This is a genomic window from Paraburkholderia sabiae (genome assembly GCF_030412785.1).
Classification (GTDB): domain Bacteria; phylum Pseudomonadota; class Gammaproteobacteria; order Burkholderiales; family Burkholderiaceae; genus Paraburkholderia; species Paraburkholderia sabiae.
Map to the genome: position 1 here is coordinate 296717 of NZ_CP125296.1, position 21151 is coordinate 317867.

18 protein-coding genes are annotated in these 21151 nt (G+C 62.0%); 10 read left to right on the forward strand and 8 right to left on the reverse strand.

What is annotated here, in order from left to right:
• Nucleotides 1-214: 214 nt before the first annotated feature.
• Nucleotides 215-1600 carry a sigma-54 dependent transcriptional regulator gene (locus QEN71_RS30970; protein WP_201646965.1) on the forward strand — a complete coding sequence of 462 codons (1386 nt, stop codon included), beginning with the start codon at nt 215-217 and terminating at the stop codon, nt 1598-1600.
• Nucleotides 1601-1619: 19 nt separating this feature from the next.
• Here the strand turns inward: QEN71_RS30970 and QEN71_RS30975 are convergent, their stop codons facing one another.
• From QEN71_RS30975 to QEN71_RS30995, 5 genes are all read right to left on the reverse strand, one after another.
• Nucleotides 1620-2927 carry an NRAMP family divalent metal transporter gene (locus QEN71_RS30975; protein WP_201646966.1) on the reverse strand — a complete coding sequence of 436 codons (1308 nt, stop codon included), beginning with the start codon at nt 2925-2927 and terminating at the stop codon, nt 1620-1622.
• 80 nt (nt 2928-3007) lie between these two features.
• Nucleotides 3008-3196, reverse strand: a complete 189-nt coding sequence (locus QEN71_RS30980) for a hypothetical protein (protein WP_201646967.1) — start codon at nt 3194-3196, stop codon at nt 3008-3010.
• A gap of 211 nt (nt 3197-3407) precedes the next feature.
• The gene (locus QEN71_RS30985) at nt 3408-3701 is read right to left on the reverse strand and encodes a hypothetical protein (protein WP_201646968.1); all 294 of its coding nucleotides are present in this window, start codon (nt 3699-3701) and stop codon (nt 3408-3410) included.
• A 335-nt stretch (nt 3702-4036) separates the two neighbouring features.
• Nucleotides 4037-4672: a hypothetical protein gene (locus QEN71_RS30990; RefSeq protein WP_233471608.1), complete on the reverse strand. Its 636-nt coding sequence runs from the start codon at nt 4670-4672 to the stop codon at nt 4037-4039.
• 221 nt (nt 4673-4893) lie between these two features.
• On the reverse strand, nt 4894-6450 hold the full coding sequence (locus tag QEN71_RS30995) for a hypothetical protein (protein ID WP_201646970.1): 1557 nt from the start codon (nt 6448-6450) through the stop codon (nt 4894-4896).
• Nucleotides 6451-7223: 773 nt separating this feature from the next.
• On the opposite strand from QEN71_RS30995, the gene QEN71_RS31000 reads away from it, so the two are divergent.
• Together QEN71_RS31000 and QEN71_RS31005 are read left to right on the forward strand one after the other, a co-directional pair.
• The gene (locus QEN71_RS31000; protein WP_201646971.1) at nt 7224-7748 is read left to right on the forward strand and encodes a hypothetical protein; all 525 of its coding nucleotides are present in this window, start codon (nt 7224-7226) and stop codon (nt 7746-7748) included.
• A gap of 419 nt (nt 7749-8167) precedes the next feature.
• Complete coding sequence (locus QEN71_RS31005) at nt 8168-8857, forward strand: hypothetical protein (protein ID WP_233471609.1); 690 nt, start codon at nt 8168-8170, stop codon at nt 8855-8857.
• Here QEN71_RS31005 and QEN71_RS31010 read toward each other — a convergent pair.
• Nucleotides 8836-9264, reverse strand: coding sequence for a DUF3293 domain-containing protein (locus tag QEN71_RS31010; protein ID WP_201646972.1), 429 nt, complete (start codon nt 9262-9264; stop codon nt 8836-8838). The genes QEN71_RS31005 and QEN71_RS31010 overlap by 22 nt on opposite strands.
• Before the next feature lie 147 nt (nt 9265-9411).
• On the opposite strand from QEN71_RS31010, the gene QEN71_RS31015 reads away from it, so the two are divergent.
• Together QEN71_RS31015 and QEN71_RS31020 are read left to right on the forward strand one after the other, a co-directional pair.
• Nucleotides 9412-10257 (forward strand): ureidoglycolate lyase, encoded by an 846-nt coding sequence (locus QEN71_RS31015; protein ID WP_201646973.1) that lies wholly within the window; start codon nt 9412-9414, stop codon nt 10255-10257.
• A gap of 14 nt (nt 10258-10271) precedes the next feature.
• Nucleotides 10272-11024, forward strand: coding sequence for an SDR family oxidoreductase (locus QEN71_RS31020; protein ID WP_201646974.1), 753 nt, complete (start codon nt 10272-10274; stop codon nt 11022-11024).
• Nucleotides 11025-11043: 19 nt separating this feature from the next.
• On the opposite strand, the gene QEN71_RS31025 is transcribed toward QEN71_RS31020, so the two are convergent.
• Nucleotides 11044-11994 carry a LysR family transcriptional regulator gene (locus QEN71_RS31025; protein WP_201646975.1) on the reverse strand — a complete coding sequence of 317 codons (951 nt, stop codon included), beginning with the start codon at nt 11992-11994 and terminating at the stop codon, nt 11044-11046.
• A gap of 188 nt (nt 11995-12182) precedes the next feature.
• Here QEN71_RS31025 and QEN71_RS31030 point away from each other — a divergent pair, with 188 nt between their 5' ends.
• From QEN71_RS31030 to QEN71_RS31050, 5 genes are all read left to right on the forward strand, one after another.
• Nucleotides 12183-13916 (forward strand): IlvD/Edd family dehydratase, encoded by a 1734-nt coding sequence (locus tag QEN71_RS31030; protein WP_201646976.1) that lies wholly within the window; start codon nt 12183-12185, stop codon nt 13914-13916.
• Between the two features lie 31 nt (nt 13917-13947).
• Nucleotides 13948-15528: an aldehyde dehydrogenase (NADP(+)) gene (locus tag QEN71_RS31035; RefSeq protein ID WP_201646977.1), complete on the forward strand. Its 1581-nt coding sequence runs from the start codon at nt 13948-13950 to the stop codon at nt 15526-15528.
• Between the two features lie 69 nt (nt 15529-15597).
• The gene (locus tag QEN71_RS31040; RefSeq protein ID WP_290468270.1) at nt 15598-16947 is read left to right on the forward strand and encodes an MFS transporter; all 1350 of its coding nucleotides are present in this window, start codon (nt 15598-15600) and stop codon (nt 16945-16947) included.
• A gap of 42 nt (nt 16948-16989) precedes the next feature.
• Complete coding sequence (locus QEN71_RS31045) at nt 16990-17919, forward strand: dihydrodipicolinate synthase family protein (protein WP_201646978.1); 930 nt, start codon at nt 16990-16992, stop codon at nt 17917-17919.
• A gap of 111 nt (nt 17920-18030) precedes the next feature.
• Nucleotides 18031-19329 (forward strand): MFS transporter, encoded by a 1299-nt coding sequence (locus QEN71_RS31050; RefSeq protein ID WP_201646979.1) that lies wholly within the window; start codon nt 18031-18033, stop codon nt 19327-19329.
• Nucleotides 19330-19940: 611 nt separating this feature from the next.
• On the opposite strand, the gene prpF is transcribed toward QEN71_RS31050, so the two are convergent.
• A complete protein-coding gene (gene prpF / locus QEN71_RS31055) occupies nt 19941-21125 on the reverse strand; it encodes a 2-methylaconitate cis-trans isomerase PrpF (protein WP_201646980.1) in 1185 nt (394 codons plus the stop codon).
• Between the last annotated feature and the right edge of the window lie 26 nt (nt 21126-21151).

Consider the following 21151-nt stretch of genomic DNA (forward strand, 5'->3'; position numbering starts at 1 on the left):
ATTCTCATTACGAAGGCGTTCGCATTTCATTAGGCGGTGCCGCACATTTCTTCGCCGAATGACGGCCACATCTCTCTTCGCCCGCGGAATAGGGCGTAAATCTTAAGGCGTTCTTCAGCTTCATCCGCCGACACTTCCTTTACAGCACATTTTCTATTTCTTGTCGCAGCGATCAGCTTTCCTTTCTGATTAGAACCGGCCCGAGAGGCGTTATATGGATTCGGTGACAAGAAAGCTCTTTCACGTTTGCCGTGGTAGCCGCGCGTTGCCGGACGCGTTCTTGCCGCAGAGTGGCTGGAAGATCGAGCGGATGGATATCTGTTCGCGCAACCGGCAACGCGCGCGATTCGCGGCAGGCGCGGCCGGGCTGATCGATATTGCGTCGATGAAGTTTCCACGCGATCTGGAAGTGCTCACTGAAGTGCTCGCCACGCGCGACGTCATCTGGGTCGCCGTACTATGGCCCGAGCAACTGGAAGACAGCGCGATCCGTTCGCTCGTGCGCGGCCGCTGCATGAGCTACGTCACGTTGCCCACAACCGCTGACGAACTCCGTCACGCGATAGGGCACGCGCGCGGCATGTGGTCGCTGGCCGAGCCGATCGTTCACGATCCGTGGGCCGCCGCCGACGGCGAAATGATCGGCTCGTGCGACGCGATGCTCTCGCTCTTTCGCGCGATCCGCAAGGTCGCGCTATGTAACGCGCCCGTGCTGATCCAGGGCGAATCGGGCACCGGCAAGGAGTTGACCGCGCTGTCGATCCATCGTCATTCCGCGCGCCGGCATGCGCCCTTCGTCGCGATCAATTGCGGCGCGATGCCTGAGCATCTCGTCATGTCGGAACTGTTCGGCTATGAGCGCGGCGCGTTCACCGGTGCGAACGAGCGCAAGACGGGGCGCATCGAGGCCGCCAATGGCGGCACGGTGTTTCTCGACGAGATCGCCGATCTGCCGCTCAAAAGCCAGGCGGGGCTGTTGCGCTTTCTGCAGGAACGGAGCATCGAACGGATCGGCGCGTCGCAGACGATTCCCGTCGACGTCAGGATCATTTGCGCGACCCATGTCGATTTACGCACGGCGATCGCGGAAGGTCGGTTCCGCGAAGATCTCTATCATCGGTTGAGCGTACTTCAGCTTGGCGAGCCGCCGCTGCGCGCGCGTGGCGCCGATGTCGAATTGCTGGCTCGGCATCTGCTGGATCAGTTGCACGTCGATTCGAATCGACGGATACGCGGTTTTTCGGAGGACGCCGTGCGCGCGCTATACGCGCACGACTGGCCGGGCAATGTGCGTGAATTGCGTAACCGTGTATGGCGCGCGGTCGTTCTGTTCGACAGTCCGACGATCACGGCAAGCGATCTGGGTCTTTCGCATTGCGTCGATGCGCGCGTGCGCTCGCTCGATCAGGTGCGACGCCACGCCGAACAACTGGCGATTGAAGGCGCTTTACTGCGGCATCGCGGGAATGTCGCCGATGCGGCGCGCGAACTGGATATTTCGCGTGTCACGCTATATCGGCTGCTCGAATCGTACGAATGCGATATGGCGAAGTTTCTTAGAGGCATGCGTGCCGATGTCGCGTTGACGATGGAGCGATAGCGCGCTCGAACGATAAAAGCTAAAAGAATTCGAGCACGGAATGTGCAATCAGCGCGGCGCCCGCGGCAATGGTGGTGAGCCAGCACAGCACGCGCAACGACCAGTGCGCGACGAGATCGCCCACCGCTTCGCGCTTCGAACTCAGCAGCACGAGCAACACGAGCACGGGCGTGATTGTCATCCCGTTGACGAGTGCGCTCCAGTAAAGCGCGATGACGGGATCGATGCCGATCATCGCCAGCGTGATGGCGACAGCGGCGCCTATCGCGGTGATGACGAGCAGCAACGCCGCGATGCGTGTGTTGCGCTTTTCGCCGTGTTGCCAGTCGAACGAACTCGCGGCTGCCTGTGCAGCAGAGCCCGCAAGCGGCGGCAACGCGAGGAGCGCCGAGCCGAGCAATGCGAGCGCGAGCACCTGTGGTGCGAATCCATGTGCGAGCGGTTCGAGCACGCGTTCGAGCGCTACGGATTCACCGGGCGCGTGGTGTGAAAACTGAAATGCAGCTGCCGATGCAATCATGATCGCGATTGCGGCTGCGTTCGAAAGCGCGGTTCTCAACAGCGTGTCTCTGCGCAGCTTGCGCAATTCCTGATCGGAACCCGCCGACGGTTTCGACGACGCATGTTCCTGCCGCTCTTCCACTTCCTGCTCGGCTTGCGAGAACAGCAGATACGGACTGACCGTGGTGCCGAACAGCGCGAGCATCATCGTCGTGTACTCCTTGGTCCAGACGATCCGCGGAATGAACGCGCGGATCGCAACGGTGTGCCACGGCACGTGCAGCAGCAGGATGACGCCGACATACGCGAACATGCCCAGCGTCAGCCATTGGATCACGCGCGCGTAACGCGCGTAGGGCACGCACCATTGCAGGATCAGCGATGCGCCGCCGCACAGCAGCGACAGCAACGCGACGGAACCGCCCATGACGGCGCGCGCGGCGGTGCCCATCGCGAGGATATCGACGGCGATGTTGAAGGTGTTGGCGAGCAGGAATCGCGCGACGGCGAAATAGAAGAAGACGGGCGCGTAGTGCTCCCGCATGTTGTCGGTCAAACCCTTGCTGGTGATCGACGCGACGCGCGCGGAAATCAGCTGCAGCGCGACCATCGACGGATAGGTCAGCACGCACACCCACAGCAGGTCAAAGCGATACCACGCGCCCGCGAGCGTATACGTGGCGATGCCGCTGGGATCGTTGTCCGAGCCGATTGTCGCGAGGCCGGGGCCGACGTCGGCGGCCCATGAACGGGCGGGCCGTTCGGTGCGCTTGCCGTTTTTGCGCAGAGCCTGTCGCAGTGCCTGTTTATGCGGATGACGCTCCATGCGACAGACCTGCACGAGGGACGATGAGATTCATCGTCCGCATAAAGCGTTCCCATGCTGCTGCCGGCTCGAATGCCGGTTCAGAACCCCACGCCCACGCCGACACCCACTCCGCCGCCGAAGCTGCCGCCTCCCACGCCCACGCCGATGGCAGGACCAGGCGCGTAATAACCGGGACCATATGCGGGGTCGCTGCTCTGATAGGGCGGGGCTGCAACGCATCCCGCGACGGTCACTGCCAGGGCCAGGATGCCAAAAAGTCTGATCATGATCGCCTCCCGTTCATGAGCTGCGCAGCAAGAGCCGGTCCTCAGCATCACATGTTTTTACGGGGAGGGAAAGCGCGTGTCGCGATTGGCGAGCGATCGAAGATTGAAGCGGGGAAAGTGGATGTGATGTGCGTCAGCAGCTGCTTCGGATTGAAGCGGGCCGCTGACGTAAAGAGCGATTCATGTCGAGCGTGAGCGCACGCATGAATGCTTAGCTGCCGAAGTAGATGTTGCAGTAGCTGACGGGGCCCACGCACGAATCGTTACCCGTGCTGCGCTTGTGGAACAGGCCGCCTGCCTGCGACGTGCCCGACGCGACACCGCCGTATGAGTTTGCGGCGTTATCGCCCGTTTGGGCCGCTTGAGCAACCGGGCCGCGCTGCGAAGCCGGTGCGCCTGCTTCGGGGTTGTAGTACGGAGCGGGACCGAAGCCGCTCGCGAACACAGGAGCCGAAACGAATGCAGTAGCGGCAAGAAGGGCGGCGGCGACGAGCTTGGTTTTCATGACATTTCTCCAGTAACAGATCAGGGATCGAAAGTTCGTTGAACAGCAGTGCGTCAACGTTGATGCCAAGTCTAGTCAGCGAAGTTCTGGAGAATAAGGCGTCTGGCAGGAAGGCTCACTTGCTGGATTCGTGCGTAATCGGCGAAACGAATGGGAGAAACCGCGATGTCGTTTCTATGAGACTGACGTAGTGCGTTTTGGAAAACAGTGTTGAGCCGGTTTCGCTTTGAAACGGCGCTCGCGAAATGGATGCCTGACCGTATCGTCAAAGAAGACGATGGCGTGATCTGTTTGATGTGGAACGGAGCGGCGTGTGCCGCCGCTCCTTTATTTTTTTAGGCGCTCAAGGCCTGATTGAACGGTTGCGCATCGGAGCGGCGCTCAGCGGAGAATTCCGCGCGACGTTCGAGCGACGCCTTGCGCTTCTCTTCAGCGCTCGCGATGAAGTCGAGGAGTTCGCGTTCCATCGCGGAATCTTTCGCACCCGGCTTCCATGCGGCCGCGCCATGGCGTCGGCGCGTGGCGCGGGCTAGCGCCAGCGCGAAGGTGGCCAGCTTCGCGCATTCGTATTCGACGCGGCTGCAAAGATCGAGCGGCTCGCCGAGTTCGCGGAACGCTTCGAGGTACTCGCGGGCGGCGTGCACCATCGCGGGATACTCGCGCAATTCGGAAATGACCTTTCGATTCAGGACGGGCCACGCGAGCTTGTCCGGATACGCAAACGCAGGAATGGACACGCCTTCGATGGCTTCGAGGCTCATGGGACCGACGGGTTTCGCCGCGGCCCACGCGGCCTTGTGCATCATCGTCCGGCAGGTGCGCGCGTAGCTTTCCAGCGACAGGGCGAGTTCCAGCGCGGTATCGCGCCGCTGACGCCTGCGCTCGCGCGCGTCGCGCACGGAGACCCAGACAAGGGTGATGCAGGAGCCGATCGCTCCCGATGCCAGCGCCAGAGTAATCGGCGCATTCAAGCTGATTCGTTGGAAATATTGAAGCGATTCCTGCCACATACAGTGCGCCTCGGAGAAAGAGGTGCACAGAGTATAAGCAATCGTTTGCGGCATGATCAGAGAAAAAATACGGTGTGTGTTTTCGGCACAAACGGTCAGTTCACGCAGCGCGCATCTTGACAGACTCGTCCAAAAGCAGGCGGGCGTCAGCCGTTTCCCGGATGACGCCCGCCTGCAAACGATTACACGTCGGGATTGCCCGCGATGAAGCCGGTGAAGGCGCCATACGGCTGGGTCAGCGCGACGCCCTCGACCATCAGACCGTACGTCGCGTCGCCGCTATCGAGCACGTAGTACATCACCGACTGCACGTTTTTGGTCTTTCGAGCCTTGAAGAAGTTGGCAAACTGCGTGCCGATGTAGGTCGCGCGATAGGCCTGCGAGCTTTCCGGGCCCGTGTTCCACTCGGTGATCAGGAACGGCACGCCGTAGCGGGCCTTGCAGTACGTCGGCAGATCGAAGCCGGGGCCCGCGCCGTCCGTGCCGATATTGAAGATGTCGCCATAGACTTCGTAGTTGTGCCACGTCGTCATGTCCCAGCGCACCTTCGGATAGCCGCCGCTGCCGTCCGGCTGCATGCCGTCCCACAACGCATCGGCCGCGCCGATGTCGGCCACGCAGAAGTTGATGCCGCACTTCGCCGCCGGTTGCACCGACTTCACGCCGTCGATCATCCCGCGCATCACGCCGCGCATCACCGGCCAGTTGGTGTTGCTGAAGTCGACGGCCTTGGTTCCTGCATTGGTGAAGTCGAGGATGATGTCGTTCTCGCGCGTCAACTCGTTGCCGCATTCGTACATCGTCACGCCGTACGGCGCGAGCGCTGTCGCGACGACCGCCGCGCACGCTTTGCCGCGGTTGTACGCGACGGATTCGTTTGCCAGCAGCGTGCGGTTGTTGTCGTAGATGCCCTGGTTGATCAGCACGAACAGCGTCAATCCCGCCGACTGGAACGCCTGCGCGAGCTTCACGACGGCATTCAGCTGCACCGGATTGTCGGTGCAGCCCACGCGATACGTCGTGCATCCGCTGCTCTTCATGATCGCTACGATCTGCGCAGGCGTGTAGCGATAGTCGTAGTGGCCGTTGACGCCGTAGAACGTGCCCGCAGTCGCCGCGATGGCGATGCGCGGATCGGTGCACGGCAGCCAGCTGGTGCTGACGTCGCTGAGCACATAGAACTGGCTGCCTGTGCCGCGATGCCAGATCTTGCCGCCGTACCACAGCAGCAGCGTCACGTTGTACGTGTTGCCGACCGTCTTGTTGTTGCGATAGATGACGCCGCCCACGACCGTCCATACCGCGCCGGCCTTGTCGATGATGTACGACGCCGACGGGATCGTCGTGCCGTCCGCAGACGTGCCGCCCATCCGCGGATCGTTGCATGCGATCCACGTCGTGCCGTTCCATCCGTAGAACTGGCCGCCCGTTCCCTGATGGTAGACGCCGCCGCCGAACCAGAGCATCAACACGACGTTGTAGTTGTTGCCGGCTTTCACGCCGTCCTTGTAAACCGAGCCGCCCGTCAGCGTCCAGACGGAGCCCTGATAGTCGATGATCGAATTGGCCGGAGGGACGGTCGTGCCGTTCGCCGATGCGTTAGCGGCCGTCTTGCTCATGGCCTTGACGACGGCGCTGCCGTCAGCGCCGAGGTCGGAGCCGCCGCCTCCGCATGCCGTTAAAACGTAGCTGCCGCCGAGCGCTGCCAGGCCGCCGAGAAATTGACGTCGATTGGTCACAAAAAAGTCCGCCGCCGGGAATCCCGGCGAAAAAGTGTCAGGTGGTCATTGCCGAGTCGCGTCGCGGCAATCAGGGAATCCGCGTGTGATTTGGAATCCTGATTAAGTGCCTGATGGTGCGAATCGATCTGCGAGCGACTGCGGAGTGCCACCCGGGCGCCGCAATGCGTTATCGAAATACGCTCAGAAAAAGGACTTCGACTGTTCTTTTCTCGCCTGGTGAAGCGGGAGAAGAGAATCGGAAAATCGGTAACTTATTCCCGACTGTCCTTGCGCTGATGTAATTGATACCTGGCTGTCGGCACAAAGCAGGGCGGACGTTAGAGGGTCACGTGAAATAAGTTGAATCTTCTGACAAATAGCCGGCTGAAAACCGTTTTCGCTCCGCTAGCGGTTGTGGCTGGGGCTCGTCGAGGCACAGCAGGCGGGGTTCGGCGCAAGAAGAATGCGCCTCGTATGGACGGGGATCGCGCGAAAAAATATTCTCGATGCGGAGCGATTTTGTCCGCGTTTTAAAGGGTGACGGATCGCGCGATCCCAACTTCGTTTTTTGCCGGGCGGTTTCGCGTCGATGCGCGCTCGCCGCTACGCCGCTACCTACACTCCGGGCAATGCGGCTCGCGAAGAGCCTTTTCTTTCGCTTTCTATCGGAGACGACAATGCCTGTTCACGGCCTCCCAAAGACATCGCACGTTGCGAATACGGCAGCGTCATCGGCGGCGACTTCCTCGAATGCGCCGAAGACCCAACATGCCCCGTCGAAGCAAAAGACCATGCCCGCTGCGCTCGGCATGTTCAACGAGATCGACAAGCCGGGCGGGCACAAGAACACGAAGTTCGGCAAATCGGCGGGCGGTGCTGCGTCGAAGAGCCCCGACGAACTCCGGCCGAATGTCACGCAGACAGCGGCCGAATATGCCGCCAAGCCGGGCGCGAGTTATTACCCGCATGCCGTTCATCTGGTAAGCCAGGGGTTGCAGGACAACAAGTTCGGTATCACGCAGTCGTCGCATGATGGCGTGATCGGCAATCTGCAGGGGCTTCACGAAGGCAGCCAGCATCTCGTCGGTGCACACATGACGGAGAGCGTCGGATTCGGCAAGGACGCGCTCAAGCACGCGATGAACGGCGAGTTCCGCGATGGCGCGATGACGGCGGCGGGCTCGGTGCTCAACGCAGCGGCATCGATGACAGCCGCGCCCGCCCATATGTTCGACAGCATGCGGAAGTCGGATAAACCGGAACACGTTGCAGCGGCGCTCAGCTCGCACACCGATTTCGGTTCGCTTGCGGATTGATCCGCACGCGTGACGCGTGGCATTTCCCTCGCGCAGCACGCGCCAATCATCACGCGATTCGCGCCGCGCCTGGCGCCTTTTGCATGTGTCCTCTCTAAGATCAGCGGAAAGCGGTGGCGCTGTTATTGCTGTTTGCATTCGCGCAGTTGCACCGCAGTGGCTCCGCATTCGCCTTTCAACGCGTGATCGAAACAGAGGACAAAGAATGAGCGAAGTGAAGTTCGCGTCGTTCTGGCATGGTCCGGAACTGTCGCCGTACGAACATGCATGTCTCGCGTCATTCACGGCTTATGGCAACGAGGTCTCTCTATTGCTATGAAAAACCTGCAAACGTGCCGTCAGGTATTCAAATCAGGGACGCCAGACGCATCTTGCCGATCGAAACGACGCAGCATTTCAGACTGAACGGACTGCCTTCGATGGCGCATTTCACCGACTACTTCCGCTACATGATGTTCGCGAAGGCGGAAGAGACATGGGTCGATACGGATATGCTGCTGCTCAAGGCATTCGACCTTCGCGAGTCCTTCAATCTGATCGGCCGCGAGACGGCTGACAGCGCGTGCACCGCGATCTTGCGTCTCGATCCGCAGGATGCGCGTTTGCCGACGCTGATACATCGCGTCGACGCCATCAAGGAACTGCCGATCAATTGGGGCGACACTGGCCCGCGTCTGTTGACTTCCGTATATGGCGTTGTGGACACGTATGCGCCCTCATACTTCTATCCCGTTCATTTCGACGACTACTACAAGGTGTTTCTGCCGCGCTTCGCCGACGAGTGCGCGCTGCTCTGCTCGAACGCCTATACGCTGCATCTGTGGAATAACCGTGTGGTCAAGATGGGGCTGTTCAAGAGAATCGGCCCGCCTGCGGGCTCGTATCTGCATCACGTGTTCGCGGAGCAAGGCGTGCTGCCGTCGTTTGTCGATCTGTATCCCGAGTCGGTGATGGAGACGATGGTGCACAACGTCGAAAACAGAGTGGGTTGCGACGAAGGCATGCGCAAGCTCTTCAGAGTCGCCGTGCCGTCGATGAAGGCCGCGATCGACAAATGGCTTCTTCCTTCGGGCGGTGCGCGCGCGACTCAACGCAAAAGAACGAGTTGAGGCGTGGCGTCTTCCACCGACCAGACAATCGCGTTCTGACCATATTTCGTGGCGAGCGCCTTTGCGGTTTCAAGCGAGAGTCCCGGTACAAGAAAACTCGCCTCGCCGGGCCAGTCGTTCGACGGATGCTTGCCGATGCCGTCGATAGCGACAAGTCCCAACTGTTCCAGATCACGTGCCAGGGCCTGTTGGCGTTCGGCGTTGAACTCGGGTGTGCGATGCTCGCTATAGGGATTGCAGCCGGTGATGAATGCGCTGCAATTGACGCCGTAAGCTTTGTGCAGAGCCGCTAACGCCGCGCTGGTTTCGCCGATTCGTAAAGTCGTGGGCGGGTCGCCAAACGCGATGTATTCGGTTTCCAGATAAGCCTGGATCGTTTCGCGTGGAATCTTCGAGTCTGAAAACAAAAGCACCTCCTCCTTGGATAAAGCACCGGGCCCGATAACTCGAAGTTATCACCCCGGCAACAGCTTTCATTATTCAACCACGCCCCGTTTCCCTACATTGTGCGGCAGACGCAATGTAGATCAGTCAACCTGGAGACGAGGAACCTCATGAAATTGCTGCGATATGGCGCGCCCGGTCATGAAAAGCCCGGCATTCTCGACGGCAGCGGCGCAATTCGCGACCTGTCCGGCGTTATCGACGATATCGCCGGTTTGACGCTGTTGCCCGAAGCGCTGGAAAAGCTGCGCGGGCTCGACGTCAACGCGCTGCCCATCGTTAGCGCAGAAGAGCGCATCGGCGCATGCGTGGGCCGCATCGGCAAGTTCATCTGCATCGGGCTCAACTACGCAGACCACGCCGCCGAATCGAATCTGCCCGTGCCCGCCGAACCCGTCGTGTTCGGCAAGTGGACGTCGGCTGTCGTCGGTCCGAACGACGACGTGCGCATTCCGCGCGGCTCGCAGAAGACCGACTGGGAAGTCGAACTCGGTGTCGTGATCGGCAAGGGCGGCACGTACATCGAGGAAGCCGACGCGCTCAGCCACGTCGCGGGCTATTGCGTGATCAACGACGTTTCCGAGCGCGAATATCAGATCGAGCGCGGCGGCACATGGGACAAAGGCAAGGGCTGCGACACGTTCGGTCCGATCGGTCCGTGGCTCGTCACCGCCGACGAAATCCCCGATCCGCAGCGTCTCGCCCTCTGGCTCGAAGTGGACGGCAAGCGCTATCAGAACGGCAACACCAGCACGATGATCTTCAACGTCGCGCATATCGTCTCGTACCTGAGCCGCTTCATGAGCCTGCAACCGGGCGACGTCATCTCGACGGGCACGCCGCCGGGCGTCGGCATGGGCCAGAAGCCGGAGCCCGTCTATCTGCGTGCCGGGCAGACGATGCGCCTCGGCATCGAAGGGCTCGGCGAACAGCAGCAGCGTACCGTCGCGGCATAACAGGGAGCGCGCGCATGAACCAGTACGACTTCACGCAGCGCGCCGCCGTCGTCACGGGCGGTGCGCAGGGAATCGGCTATGCGGTCGCGGAGCGGTTGTTGCAGGGCCACGCGCGCGTCGCACTGTGGGACCGCGACGAAGCCGCGCTCGCCGAAGCGAAGGCGGGCCTTGCACGTTTCGGCGACGTTCAGACCGTGCTCGTGGATCTCACGCAGCGCGACGACGTGCACGCAGCCACGCAAGCGAGCGTTGCGCATCTCGGCGCGATCGACATTCTCGTGCACAGCGCGGGCATCGCAGGCGCGAACGCAACGGTCGCCGATTACGCGCCGGAAGAATGGTCGCGCGTGATCGACGTCGATCTGAACGCAGCCTTTCATGTGAACCAGGCCGTCGTGAAGACGATGATCGCGCGCGGCTATGGGCGCATCGTCAACATCGCGTCGATCGCGGGCAAGGAAGGCAATCCGAATGCGAGCGCGTATAGCGCGGCGAAAGCGGGCGTGATTGCGCTCACGAAGAGTCTCGGCAAGGAAACCGCGCAACTCGACATCGCCGTCAACGCGATCACGCCCGCCGCGGCGCGCACGCGCATCTTCGAGCAGATGTCGCAGCAGCATATCGACTACATGCTGTCGAAGATTCCGCGCGGGCGCTTTGTCGAAGTGAACGAAATCGCCGCGATGGTCGCGTGGCTCGTGTCGGCGGAAAACTCGTTCACGACGGGCGCGGTGTTCGATCTGTCGGGCGGACGCGCGACGTATTGAGCGTCACGCATCACACGCTTCACGCAAGCGCGCCGTACAGCGTGCCCGCCACCTCCTTCAACGCGCGCACGACCTGCGTCGAAGCAGGCGACAGCAACTGCCCGGTGCGCGTGATGATGCCGAAGTCGTCCATGCGCAGCGGCATGTCGAGCGGCAGGATCTGCAGCAGGCCATGCGCGGCGTAGTAATGCGCGACTTCGGCGGCCAGCACGGCGAGCATGTCGCTTTGCGACAGCAGGCTCGTGACGAACAGCAGTTCCGCGCTTTCGACCACGTTGGACGGCGGCGCGAGGCTTTGACGCTGGAACATCAGCTCGAAGCGATGGCGCAGCACGCTTTGCGCGGGCGGCACGACCCACGACGCATCGACGACGTCCGAAAGCGTCAGCGACTGCGCCGCCAGCAACGGATGACCCGAACGGGCGACGGCGAGCGCCTGTTCCTCAGCGAGAGGCTCGTAGCGCAGATGCAGCTTGTCATGTTCAGCGGAAAGCCGGCCGATCACGAGATCGAGCTTGTCCTGCGCGAGACTTTCGAGCAGCACGTTGCTGCTGTCGATCTCGACACTCACGCTCAGGCCCGGATGCGTCGCCTTGACCTGCGCGATGGCGGCAGGCAGCAGGCTCACAGCCGGCGACGTAATCGTGCCGACGGCCACGCGCCCGAGTTGCCCCGATTTCAGCGCGAGCACTTCTTCGCGTGCCTGATCGAGACTGCCGACCACCGAACGCGCGTGACGAATCATCACGTCGCCGTACAGCGTGGGCCGCATGCCGCGCGGCATCCGCTCGAACAGCGGCGCGTCCAGCATCTCTTCGAGTTCGCGCAACAGCTTCGACGCGGCGGGCTGCGACATGCTGAGCGCGTCGGCGGCACGGTGGATATTGCCTTCCTCGTCGAGCGCAACGAGCAGCAGCAATTGGCGCGTCTTCAGGCGCGTGCGGACGTACCAGGGGTTCGAATCGAGCATAGGGGTTAATACCAATAATTAAAGCGATATCAGTTAGACGCCAATTTTCATTAGAAAGATATCAGACCGCTTCGTACACTTTTCTTTTCCCATGATCCGCGATCACGACTTTCGCCATTTAAAAGCACTGCGCAGGCAGCGTCGGATCGGCGGTTCAGCACATCAGCACTTGCCTTCAGGAAGTAAGCATGTCGGATAAGAAATCGAAGCTGCGTTCGGCCCAATGGTTCGGCACGGCCGACAAGAACGGCTTCATGTATCGAAGCTGGATGAAGAATCAGGGCATCCCCGATCACGAATTCGACGGACGCCCGGTAATCGGCATCTGCAATACGTGGTCGGAACTCACGCCGTGCAACGCGCACTTTCGCAAGATCGCCGAGCACGTGAAGCGCGGCATCTACGAAGCGGGCGGTTTCCCCGTCGAATTCCCCGTGTTTTCCAATGGCGAATCGAATCTGCGCCCGACCGCGATGCTCACGCGCAATCTCGCGGCGATGGACGTCGAAGAAGCGATTCGCGGCAATCCGATCGACGCTGTCGTGCTGCTGACCGGCTGCGACAAGACCACGCCCGCGCTGCTGATGGGCGCGGCCAGTTGCGACGTGCCCGCGATCGTCGTGACGGGCGGCCCGATGTTGAACGGCAAGCTCGACGGCAAGGACATCGGTTCTGGCACGGCCGTGTGGCAGTTGCACGAATCGCTGAAGGCGGGCGAGATCGATCTGCACAAGTTCCTGTCGGCGGAAGCGGGCATGTCGCGCTCGGCGGGCACCTGCAACACGATGGGCACGGCATCGACGATGGCTTGCATGGCGGAAGCGCTCGGCACGTCGCTGCCGCACAACGCCGCGATTCCCGCCGTCGATGCGCGCCGCTACGTGCTCGCGCACATGTCGGGCATGCGCATCGTCGAGATGGCGCATGAAGGGCTCACGCTGTCGAAGATCCTCACGCGCGAAGCGTTTCTGAACGCGATTCGCGTGAATGCGGCGATCGGCGGCTCGACCAATGCGGTGATTCATCTGAAGGCGATTGCCGGGCGTATCGGCGTGAAGCTCGATCTGGACGACTGGGTGCGTATCGGCCGCAATACGCCGACCATCGTCGATCTGATGCCGTCGGGCCGTTTCCTGATGGAAGAGTTCTATTACGCGGGCGGTCTGCCCGCCGTGCTGCGGCGTCTGGGCGAAGCGGATCTGCTGCCGCATCCGGGCGCGATCACCGCGAACGGCAAGGCGCTGTGGCACAACGTGATGGACGCACCGATCTACAACGACGAAGTGATCCGTCCGCTCGACAAGCCGCTCGTGAAAGACGGCGGCATCCGCGTGCTGCGCGGCAATCTCGCGCCGCGCGGCGCGGTGCTGAAGCCTTCTGCGGCGACACCGGAGTTGCTGAAACATCGTGGCCGCGCCGTCGTGTTCGAGAACTTCGAGCACTACAAGGAACGCATCGTCGACGAAACGCTCGACGTCGACGCGAATTCGGTGCTCGTGATGAAGAACTGCGGACCGAAAGGTTATCCGGGCATGGCGGAAGTCGGCAACATGGGCTTGCCGCCGAAGCTGCTGCGCCAGGGCGTGAAGGACATGGTGCGCATCTCCGATGCACGGATGAGCGGCACTGCATACGGCACGGTGGTCTTGCACGTGACGCCGGAAGCCGCCGACGGCGGGCCGCTCGCCGCTGTGCAGGACGGCGACTGGATCGAACTCGATTGCGACGCGGGCACGTTGCGCGTCGATATCAGCGATGAAGAACTCGCGCGACGGCTGGAACAGCACATGCCGCCCGAGATGCCCGCAGGTGGCGGTTATCAGCGCCTGTATATCGATCACGTTTTGCAGGCGGACGAAGGTTGCGATCTGGACTTCCTCGTCGGCTGCCGGGGCGCAGGCGTGCCGCGCCATTCGCATTGAGCATCGAACATTGAAGCATCAAGGAGAGAACATGAATCTGACGGGTGAACTGCTGATCGGCGCACGCACGCGACGCGGCCAGGGCGCTGAATTTCACGCGATCGACGCCGCCAGCGAACAAGCACTGCCGACGCCGACGTACAACAGCGCACAAGCAGGCGATGTCGACGAAGCCTGCACACTTGCTGAAAACGCATTCGACACTTACCGCACGCTGGCCGCCGAGCAACGCGCACGCTTTCTCGACGATGCAGCAGCGCGTATCGAAGCGCTCGGCGACGCGCTGATCGAACGCGCGATGAGCGAATCGGGCTTGCCGCGTGCGCGTCTCGAAGGCGAGCGCGCACGCACCGCGAACCAGTTGCGCATGTTCGCGGCACTCGTGCGCAGTGGCGACGCACTCGACGCGCGCATCGAGCCCGCGTTGCCCGAACGACAGCCGCCTCGTACCGATCTGCGTTTTCAGCGCATCGGCATCGGCCCTGTCGCCGTGTTCGGTGCAAGCAATTTTCCGCTCGCGTTTTCCGTCGCGGGCGGCGATACGGCGGCGGCACTTGCAGCCGGTTGTCCCGTCGTCGTGAAGGCGCATCCCGCGCATCCCGGCACGTCGGAACTCGTGGGCCGCGCGATTCAGGAAGCCGTGCGGCACGCGCAGTTGCCCGAAGGCGTGTTCTCGATGCTGTTCGACGCGAGCTACGAAGTCGGCGCAGCGCTCGTCGCGCATCCGGCGATCAAGGCTGTTGGCTTCACGGGTTCACGTACAGGCGGACGCGCGCTGATGGCGATCGCCGCCGCGCGCGCCGAGCCGATTCCCGTCTACGCGGAAATGAGCAGCGTGAATCCGAATCTGCTGATGCCCGCTGCACTCGACGCACGCGCCGAGTCGCTCGCGCGCGATTTCGTCGTGTCGACGACGCTGGGCTGCGGCCAGTTCTGCACGAATCCGGGTTTGATGCTCGGCATCGCGGGCGAAGGTTTCGAGCGCTTCGCTGCAACGGCCGCGCAGACGCTGTCAGAAGCGTCGGCGGGCGTCATGCTGACGGGCGGCATTCTGCGCACTTACGAGTCGGGCATCGAACGGTTCGCATCGAATCCTGCTGTGACGACGCTGGCGCGCGGGAAGGCGCCCGAAGCGGGGAGCCGTCGCGCGCAAGCCGCGCTGTTTCGCGTGAGCGCGCAGAGCCTGCTCGCCGATCACACGCTCGCCGATGAAGTATTCGGTCCTTGCAGCGTGCTCGTCGAATGCGCAAACGCAGACGAGTTGCGCACGGTGCTGAACCGGATCGAAGGCCAGTTGACGATCACGCTGCATCTCGACGACGCCGATCAGCAAGCCGCGCAGTCGTTGCTGCCGATACTCGAACGCAAGGCAGGCCGCATTCTCGCGAACGGCTTTCCGACGGGCGTCGAAGTGTGCGACGCGATGGTTCACGGCGGCCCGTTCCCGGCGACTTCAGATGGCCGCAGCACGTCGGTCGGCACGGCAGCTATCGAGCGCTTCATGCGGCCCGTGTGCTACCAGAACCTGCCCGCCGCGCTCGTGCCTGAAGCATTGCGCGACGCGAATCCGCTCGGCGTGCATCGGCGTGTCGCGGGACGTTACGAAGGCTGATTTGCGGGGACGCCGGCCGTTAAAACGAAACACAGCCGGCGCATAACGACAGACATTGGAGACATTGCAATGACCACACCCTACGCCAGCGCGCAGCAGGCCACGCCCGTGGCCGATGCGGGCACAGGCGCGGCACAGGCCGACGAACAGCGGATCATGAATCTGCTGGTTCGACGGCTGATTCCCTTTCTCGCGCTGATTTACGTCGTCGCGTATATCGACCGCTCGGTGGTCGGCTTCGCGAAGCTGCACATGAACGCAGCTGTCGGCATCAGCGACGCCGCATATGGCCTCGGCGCGGGCCTCTTCTTCATCGGCTACTTCCTGTGCGAAGTGCCGAGCAATCTCGCGCTAGAACGCTTCGGCGCGCGCGTGTGGTTCGCGCGCATTCTGGCGACGTGGGGCGTCATCACGATAGCGATGGCGCTCGTGAACGGACCGACGAGCTTCTACGTGCTGCGCTTTCTGCTCGGCGCAGCGGAAGCGGGTCTGTATCCGGGCATTCTGTACTTCCTCACGAAGTGGTTTCCGATGCGGCATCGCGCGCGCATCATCGGCTTGCTGGTGCTCGCGCAACCGCTCGCCGGGATTCTGACGGGACCGATCGCGGGCTTCGTGCTGTCGACGCATGGCGTGTTCGGCCTGTCGAACTGGCAGACGCTGTTCGTGCTGAGCGGCTTGCCGGCGGTGCTGCTGTGCGTGCCGACGCTGCGTCTGCTGCCCGAGTCGCCCGTTAATGCAAAGTGGCTTCCTGCGGCGGATCGCGCGTGGATCGAACGCGAACTCGCAGCGGATAGCGCGTCATACGGCCTGAAGTCGCACGGCAATCCGCTCGCGGCGCTGAAGGACAAACGCGTGCTGCTGCTCGCGCTGCTGTTCCTGCCGTTTCCGTTGAGCATCTACGGACTCTCGCTGTGGCTGCCGACGATCATCAAGGCCTTCGGTGTCAGCGACGCAACGACGGGCTTGCTGTCCGCCGTGCCTTATCTGTTCGCAGTCGTCGGGCTGTGTGTCGTGCCGCGTCATTCGGATCGGAAGCGCGAACGATACTGGCATATCGTTGTCGTGTCGGGTTTCGCGGCGATTACGATGGCGTTGAGCGCATGGGCACCTTCGCCCGCGCTGCAATTCCTGTTCATCTGCCTGACGGCGTTTTCGCTGTATTCGATTCAGGCGGTGGTGTGGGCGCTGCCGGGGCAATTCCTGACGGGCGCGCGCGCCGCCGTCGGCATCGCGACGATCAATTCGCTCGCGAATCTCGGCGGCTACGTGGGGCCGTACGGCATCGGTCTCATCAAGGACGCAACGGGCAGTCTCGCCGCCGGCCTCTATTTCCTGTCCGCGACGCTGCTGTTCGCCGTCGTGATTACGTTCGTCGTGCGGGCGTCGCTGCCCGAACCGAAGGCGACTGCGCGCTGATGCGCGCCGTACATTCAACTCATTTCTAGCGGAACATACGCCATGACCTCGCAAACCACTCCCCGCTATCGCGGCATCTTCCCCGTGGTCCCGACCACCTTCACCGAAACGGGCGCGCTCGATCTGGAGAGCCAGAAGCGCGTGGTCGATTTCATGATCGACGCGGGCTCGGACGGCCTGTGCATTCTCGCGAACTTCTCCGAGCAGTTCGCCCTCTCCGACGACGAACGCGAAACGCTCACACGCACGATGCTCGAACACGTCGCGGGCCGTGTGCCCGTCATCGTGACGACGAGCCACTACAGCAGCGCCGTGTGCACCGAACGCAGCCGCCGCGCGCAGGATCAAGGCGCATCGATGGTGATGGTGATGCCGCCGTATCACGGCGCGACGTTCCGCGTGCCAGAGACGCAGATCTACGAGTTCTACGCGCGGCTGTCGGATGGCATCGACATCCCCGTCATGATTCAGGATGCGCCCGCGAGCGGCACGGTGCTGTCGGCGGCCTTCCTTGCACGCATGGCGCGTGAGATCGAGCAGGTGTCGTACTTCAAGATCGAAACGCCGGGCGCGGCCGCCAAGCTGCGCGAACTGATCCGTCTGGGCGGCGAAGCAGTCGAAGGTCCGTGGGACGGCGAAGAAGCGATCACGCTGTTCGCAGACCTCAACGCAGGCGCGACGGGTTCGATGACGGGCGGCGGCTATCCCGACGGCATTCGCCCGATTCTCGAGTTCTTCCGCGAAGGCAAGCGCGACGAAGCGTTTGCGCACTATCAGCGCTGGCTGCCGCTGATCAATCACGAGAACCGTCAGACGGGTCTGCTCGCCGCGAAGGCGCTGATGAAAGAAGGCGGCGTGATCGCGTGCGAAAGCCCGCGCCATCCGCTGCCGCCGATGCATCCCGACACGCGCGCCGAACTGATCGACATCGCGCGCAAGCTCGATCCGCTGGTGCTGCGTTGGGGCAAGTGAAGTCGTAGTGCAAATGCGCGTCGGCATCGGAAAAGCCGACGCGCAACACTCCAGCCAGCATCGAGTCGGACCACACAGAGTTCACAGCAGGCAACGAAAGGAGGAGACAGAATGGATGACAAGCTCACGGCAACAGGCGCGTCGGCGGCAGGCACGACGCGCATGAATTTTCGCTGGCACGTGCTGATCTGGCTGCTGCTCGGCGGGATCATCAACTACATGGACCGCGCGAGTCTTTCGATCGCGGCGCCCGGCATGATTCAGGATCTCGGTCTCACGCGCACGCAGATCGGCCTGCTCGGCACCGTGTTCGCGTGGACGTATGCGGTGATGCAACTGCCCGCAGGCTGGATCATCGACCGCTTCGGCGCGAAGAAAGCGTATGCGATCGGGATGATCTGGTGGAGCGTCGCGACGTGGCTGACGGGCGTGGTCGGCTCGATTTCCGGGCTGATCGTGATGCGCGTGCTGCTTGCCGTGGGCGAAGCGCCGTGCTGGCCGACGTCCGCGAAGATCACGGCAGCGTGGTTTCCGGGCAAGGAACGCGGCTTCGCGACGGGCGTCTGGGATTCGTCGTCGAAGTGGGGCCCGGCGCTCGCGCCCGCCTTGCTCGTCGCGCTGATGATCGCGTTCGGCTGGCGCTCGCTGTTTCATGTGACGGGCGCGTTCGGCATCGCGTTCGCCATTCTGTTTCTGTTCCTCTATCGCAATCCGGCGCAGAGCAAGCGCCTGTCGCGCGAAGAGTTCGCGTATATCGAGGCGGGCGGCGGCGGACATGAGCATTCGCTTGCGACGTCGTCGATCAAATGGCGCTCGCTGTTCGGGCATCGCAGCGTGTGGGGCATGATTCTCGGCTACTTCTGCGCGATCTGGCTGTGGAATCTGTTCCTCGTGTTCCTGCCGCTGTATCTGCTCGACCGGTTTCATATCTCGCTCGCGCAGCTTGGCGTGTACGCGAGTATTCCGTGGTTTGGCGGCGCGTTGGGCGAAATCCTGGCGGGCTGGGTCGCGACGAAACTGGTCGATCGCGGTGTGGCGTCGGCGATGGGGGCTAAGCGCGTCATCATCGTGTGCTGCTCGCTCGGTGCTGCCGTTTGCGCGATTGCACTGCCGTTCACGCAGTCGATCGTGATGACGATTGTGCTGATGACTGTCGGGCTTGCGTTTATCGCTGCGACGATTGGTAATGCGTGGGCGCTTGCTGCGGATATCGCGCCGTCTTCGATGGTCGCTTCCGTTAGCTCAATTCAGAATTTTGGTGGGTATTTTGGTGGGGCGTTTTCGCCGGTTGCCGCCGGGTTTATTGTCGATCGGACGGGGTCTTATTCGCTTGCGTTCGTGATTGGTGGGGCGATTGCGGGTTGTGCTGCCGTGTTTTACTGGTTTATGGCGCGGAGGCCGATTAACTGATTCAATGTTTGTGGGCTTTTTGCTGCGCTGGCATCCGCGATTTCGTATCGGTTTGCTAGCGTTGCCCCTGTGCGGGGCGGCACCTACTTTTCTTTGCAGCGGCAAAGAAAAGTAGGCAAAAGAAAGCCGCTTCAAACCTCCGGTGCCTGCCTGGATAGCGCTGCGGCGTGCCGCAGTTGAGCTGTCGCGCAGCAACGTCCGCACTCTGTAGAAAGCCCGCAGTCAACCGCGCACAGTGCGAAAACCCACACACAGTTGGGAGCGCATAACGCCGCAATCAGACCGACGGCAAACGCGCAAAAACAAGCCGACCGAATGTGCCCCAGATGGATGTCATCTTTCGCGCCGCGCGCGCCTGACTGCGGGCTTTCTACGGAGTGTTTGCGTTGCTGCGCGACCGCTCAAAGACCGTGTACCGTGGCGTTATGGTGGCGGGCACCGGAGGTTTGAAGCGGCTTTCTTTTGCCTACTTTTCTTTGCCGCTGCAAAGAAAAGTAGGTGCCGCCCCGCACAGGGGCAACGCTAGCAAACCGATACGAAATCGCGGATGCCAGCCAAAAGCAAAAAGCAAAAAGCAAAGAATGGCGACTGGCGTCGCAGACAAAAAAACCTTAAACCCCTGGCACCCGAATCCACCCTTCCATGAGTACGCGCGCACTCCGACTCATAACAGCCTTCCTAACAACCCACTCACCATCGACCAAAGCGGCCTCAGCCCCGACTCGCAGAGTCCCAGAAGGATGCCCGAAGCGCACAGCTTCGCGCTCCCCACCACCAGCGGCAAGATTCACTAAAGTCCCAGGAATAGCCGCAGCAGTCCCAATAGCCACAGCAGCCGTCCCCATCATGGCATGATGAAGTTTCCCCATAGACATAGCCCGCACAAGCAAATCAACATCACCGCCAGAAACAGCCTTGCCGCTAGAAGCAACATAACCAGCCGGCGCAGCAACGAAGGCAATCTTCGGCGTATGCTGCCGAGTCGCAATCTCATCGAGATGCTTGATCAGACCCATGCGCATCGCACCATGCGCACGAATGGTCTCGAACTTCTTCAGCGCCGCGTCATCGCCATTGATCGCATCCTGCAACTCGGTACCCGTATATCCAATCGCGTCAGCATTGACGAAGATAGTCGGAATGCCCGCATTGATCATCGTCGCCTTCAACGTGCCGACGCCAGGCACTTCGAGATCGTCGACCAGATTCCCCGTCGGGAACATCGAACCGCCCGCACCTTCTTCCTCGGCAGCAGGATCCATGAACTCGAGCTGCACTTCGGCAGCAGGAAACGTCACGCCGTCGAGTTCGAAATCGCCCGTTTCCTGCACCGCGCCGTTGGTCATCGGCACATGCGCAATGATCGTCTTGCCGATATTCGCCTGCCAGATACGCACGATAGCCACGCCATTGTCCGGCACGCGCTCCGGGTCCACTAGCCCACCGCTGATCGCAAACGGCCCCACCGCCGCCGACAGATTCCCGCAATTGCCGCTCCAGTCGACGAACGGCTTGTCGATCGATACCTGACCGAACAGATAATCCACATCGTGATCGGGCCGGCTGCTCTTCGCGACGATCACCGTCTTGCTTGTGCTCGACGTCGCGCCGCCCATCCCGTCGATCTGCTTGCCGTACGGGTCCGGGCTGCCGATCACGCGCAGCAGCAACGCATCGCGTGCCGCGCCGGGCACTTGCGCTGCTTCGGGCAAGTCCTTCAGGCGGAAGAACACGCCTTTGCTGGTGCCGCCGCGCATGTAGGTCGCGGGAATCTTGATCTGTGGTGCGTGTGCCATGTGTCGTGATCCTGATGTGAGTAGGG

What these genes read in the sequence shown, in the direction of transcription:
- QEN71_RS30970 (WP_201646965.1), top strand. Translation starts at nt 215, where the DNA reads ATGGATTCGGTGACAAGAAAGCTCTTTCACGTTTGCCGTGGTAGCCGC.
- QEN71_RS30975 (WP_201646966.1), bottom strand. Translation starts at nt 2,927, where the DNA reads ATGGAGCGTCATCCGCATAAACAGGCACTGCGACAGGCTCTGCGCAAA.
- QEN71_RS30980 (WP_201646967.1), bottom strand. Translation starts at nt 3,196, where the DNA reads ATGATCAGACTTTTTGGCATCCTGGCCCTGGCAGTGACCGTCGCGGGA.
- QEN71_RS30985 (WP_201646968.1), bottom strand. Translation starts at nt 3,701, where the DNA reads ATGAAAACCAAGCTCGTCGCCGCCGCCCTTCTTGCCGCTACTGCATTC.
- QEN71_RS31000 (WP_201646971.1), top strand. Translation starts at nt 7,224, where the DNA reads ATGCCCGCTGCGCTCGGCATGTTCAACGAGATCGACAAGCCGGGCGGG.
- QEN71_RS31005 (WP_233471609.1), top strand. Translation starts at nt 8,168, where the DNA reads ATGGCGCATTTCACCGACTACTTCCGCTACATGATGTTCGCGAAGGCG.
- QEN71_RS31015 (WP_201646973.1), top strand. Translation starts at nt 9,412, where the DNA reads ATGAAATTGCTGCGATATGGCGCGCCCGGTCATGAAAAGCCCGGCATT.
- QEN71_RS31020 (WP_201646974.1), top strand. Translation starts at nt 10,272, where the DNA reads ATGAACCAGTACGACTTCACGCAGCGCGCCGCCGTCGTCACGGGCGGT.
- QEN71_RS31025 (WP_201646975.1), bottom strand. Translation starts at nt 11,994, where the DNA reads ATGCTCGATTCGAACCCCTGGTACGTCCGCACGCGCCTGAAGACGCGC.
- QEN71_RS31030 (WP_201646976.1), top strand. Translation starts at nt 12,183, where the DNA reads ATGTCGGATAAGAAATCGAAGCTGCGTTCGGCCCAATGGTTCGGCACG.
- QEN71_RS31035 (WP_201646977.1), top strand. Translation starts at nt 13,948, where the DNA reads ATGAATCTGACGGGTGAACTGCTGATCGGCGCACGCACGCGACGCGGC.
- QEN71_RS31040 (WP_290468270.1), top strand. Translation starts at nt 15,598, where the DNA reads ATGACCACACCCTACGCCAGCGCGCAGCAGGCCACGCCCGTGGCCGAT.
- QEN71_RS31045 (WP_201646978.1), top strand. Translation starts at nt 16,990, where the DNA reads ATGACCTCGCAAACCACTCCCCGCTATCGCGGCATCTTCCCCGTGGTC.
- QEN71_RS31050 (WP_201646979.1), top strand. Translation starts at nt 18,031, where the DNA reads ATGGATGACAAGCTCACGGCAACAGGCGCGTCGGCGGCAGGCACGACG.
- prpF (WP_201646980.1), bottom strand. Translation starts at nt 21,125, where the DNA reads ATGGCACACGCACCACAGATCAAGATTCCCGCGACCTACATGCGCGGC.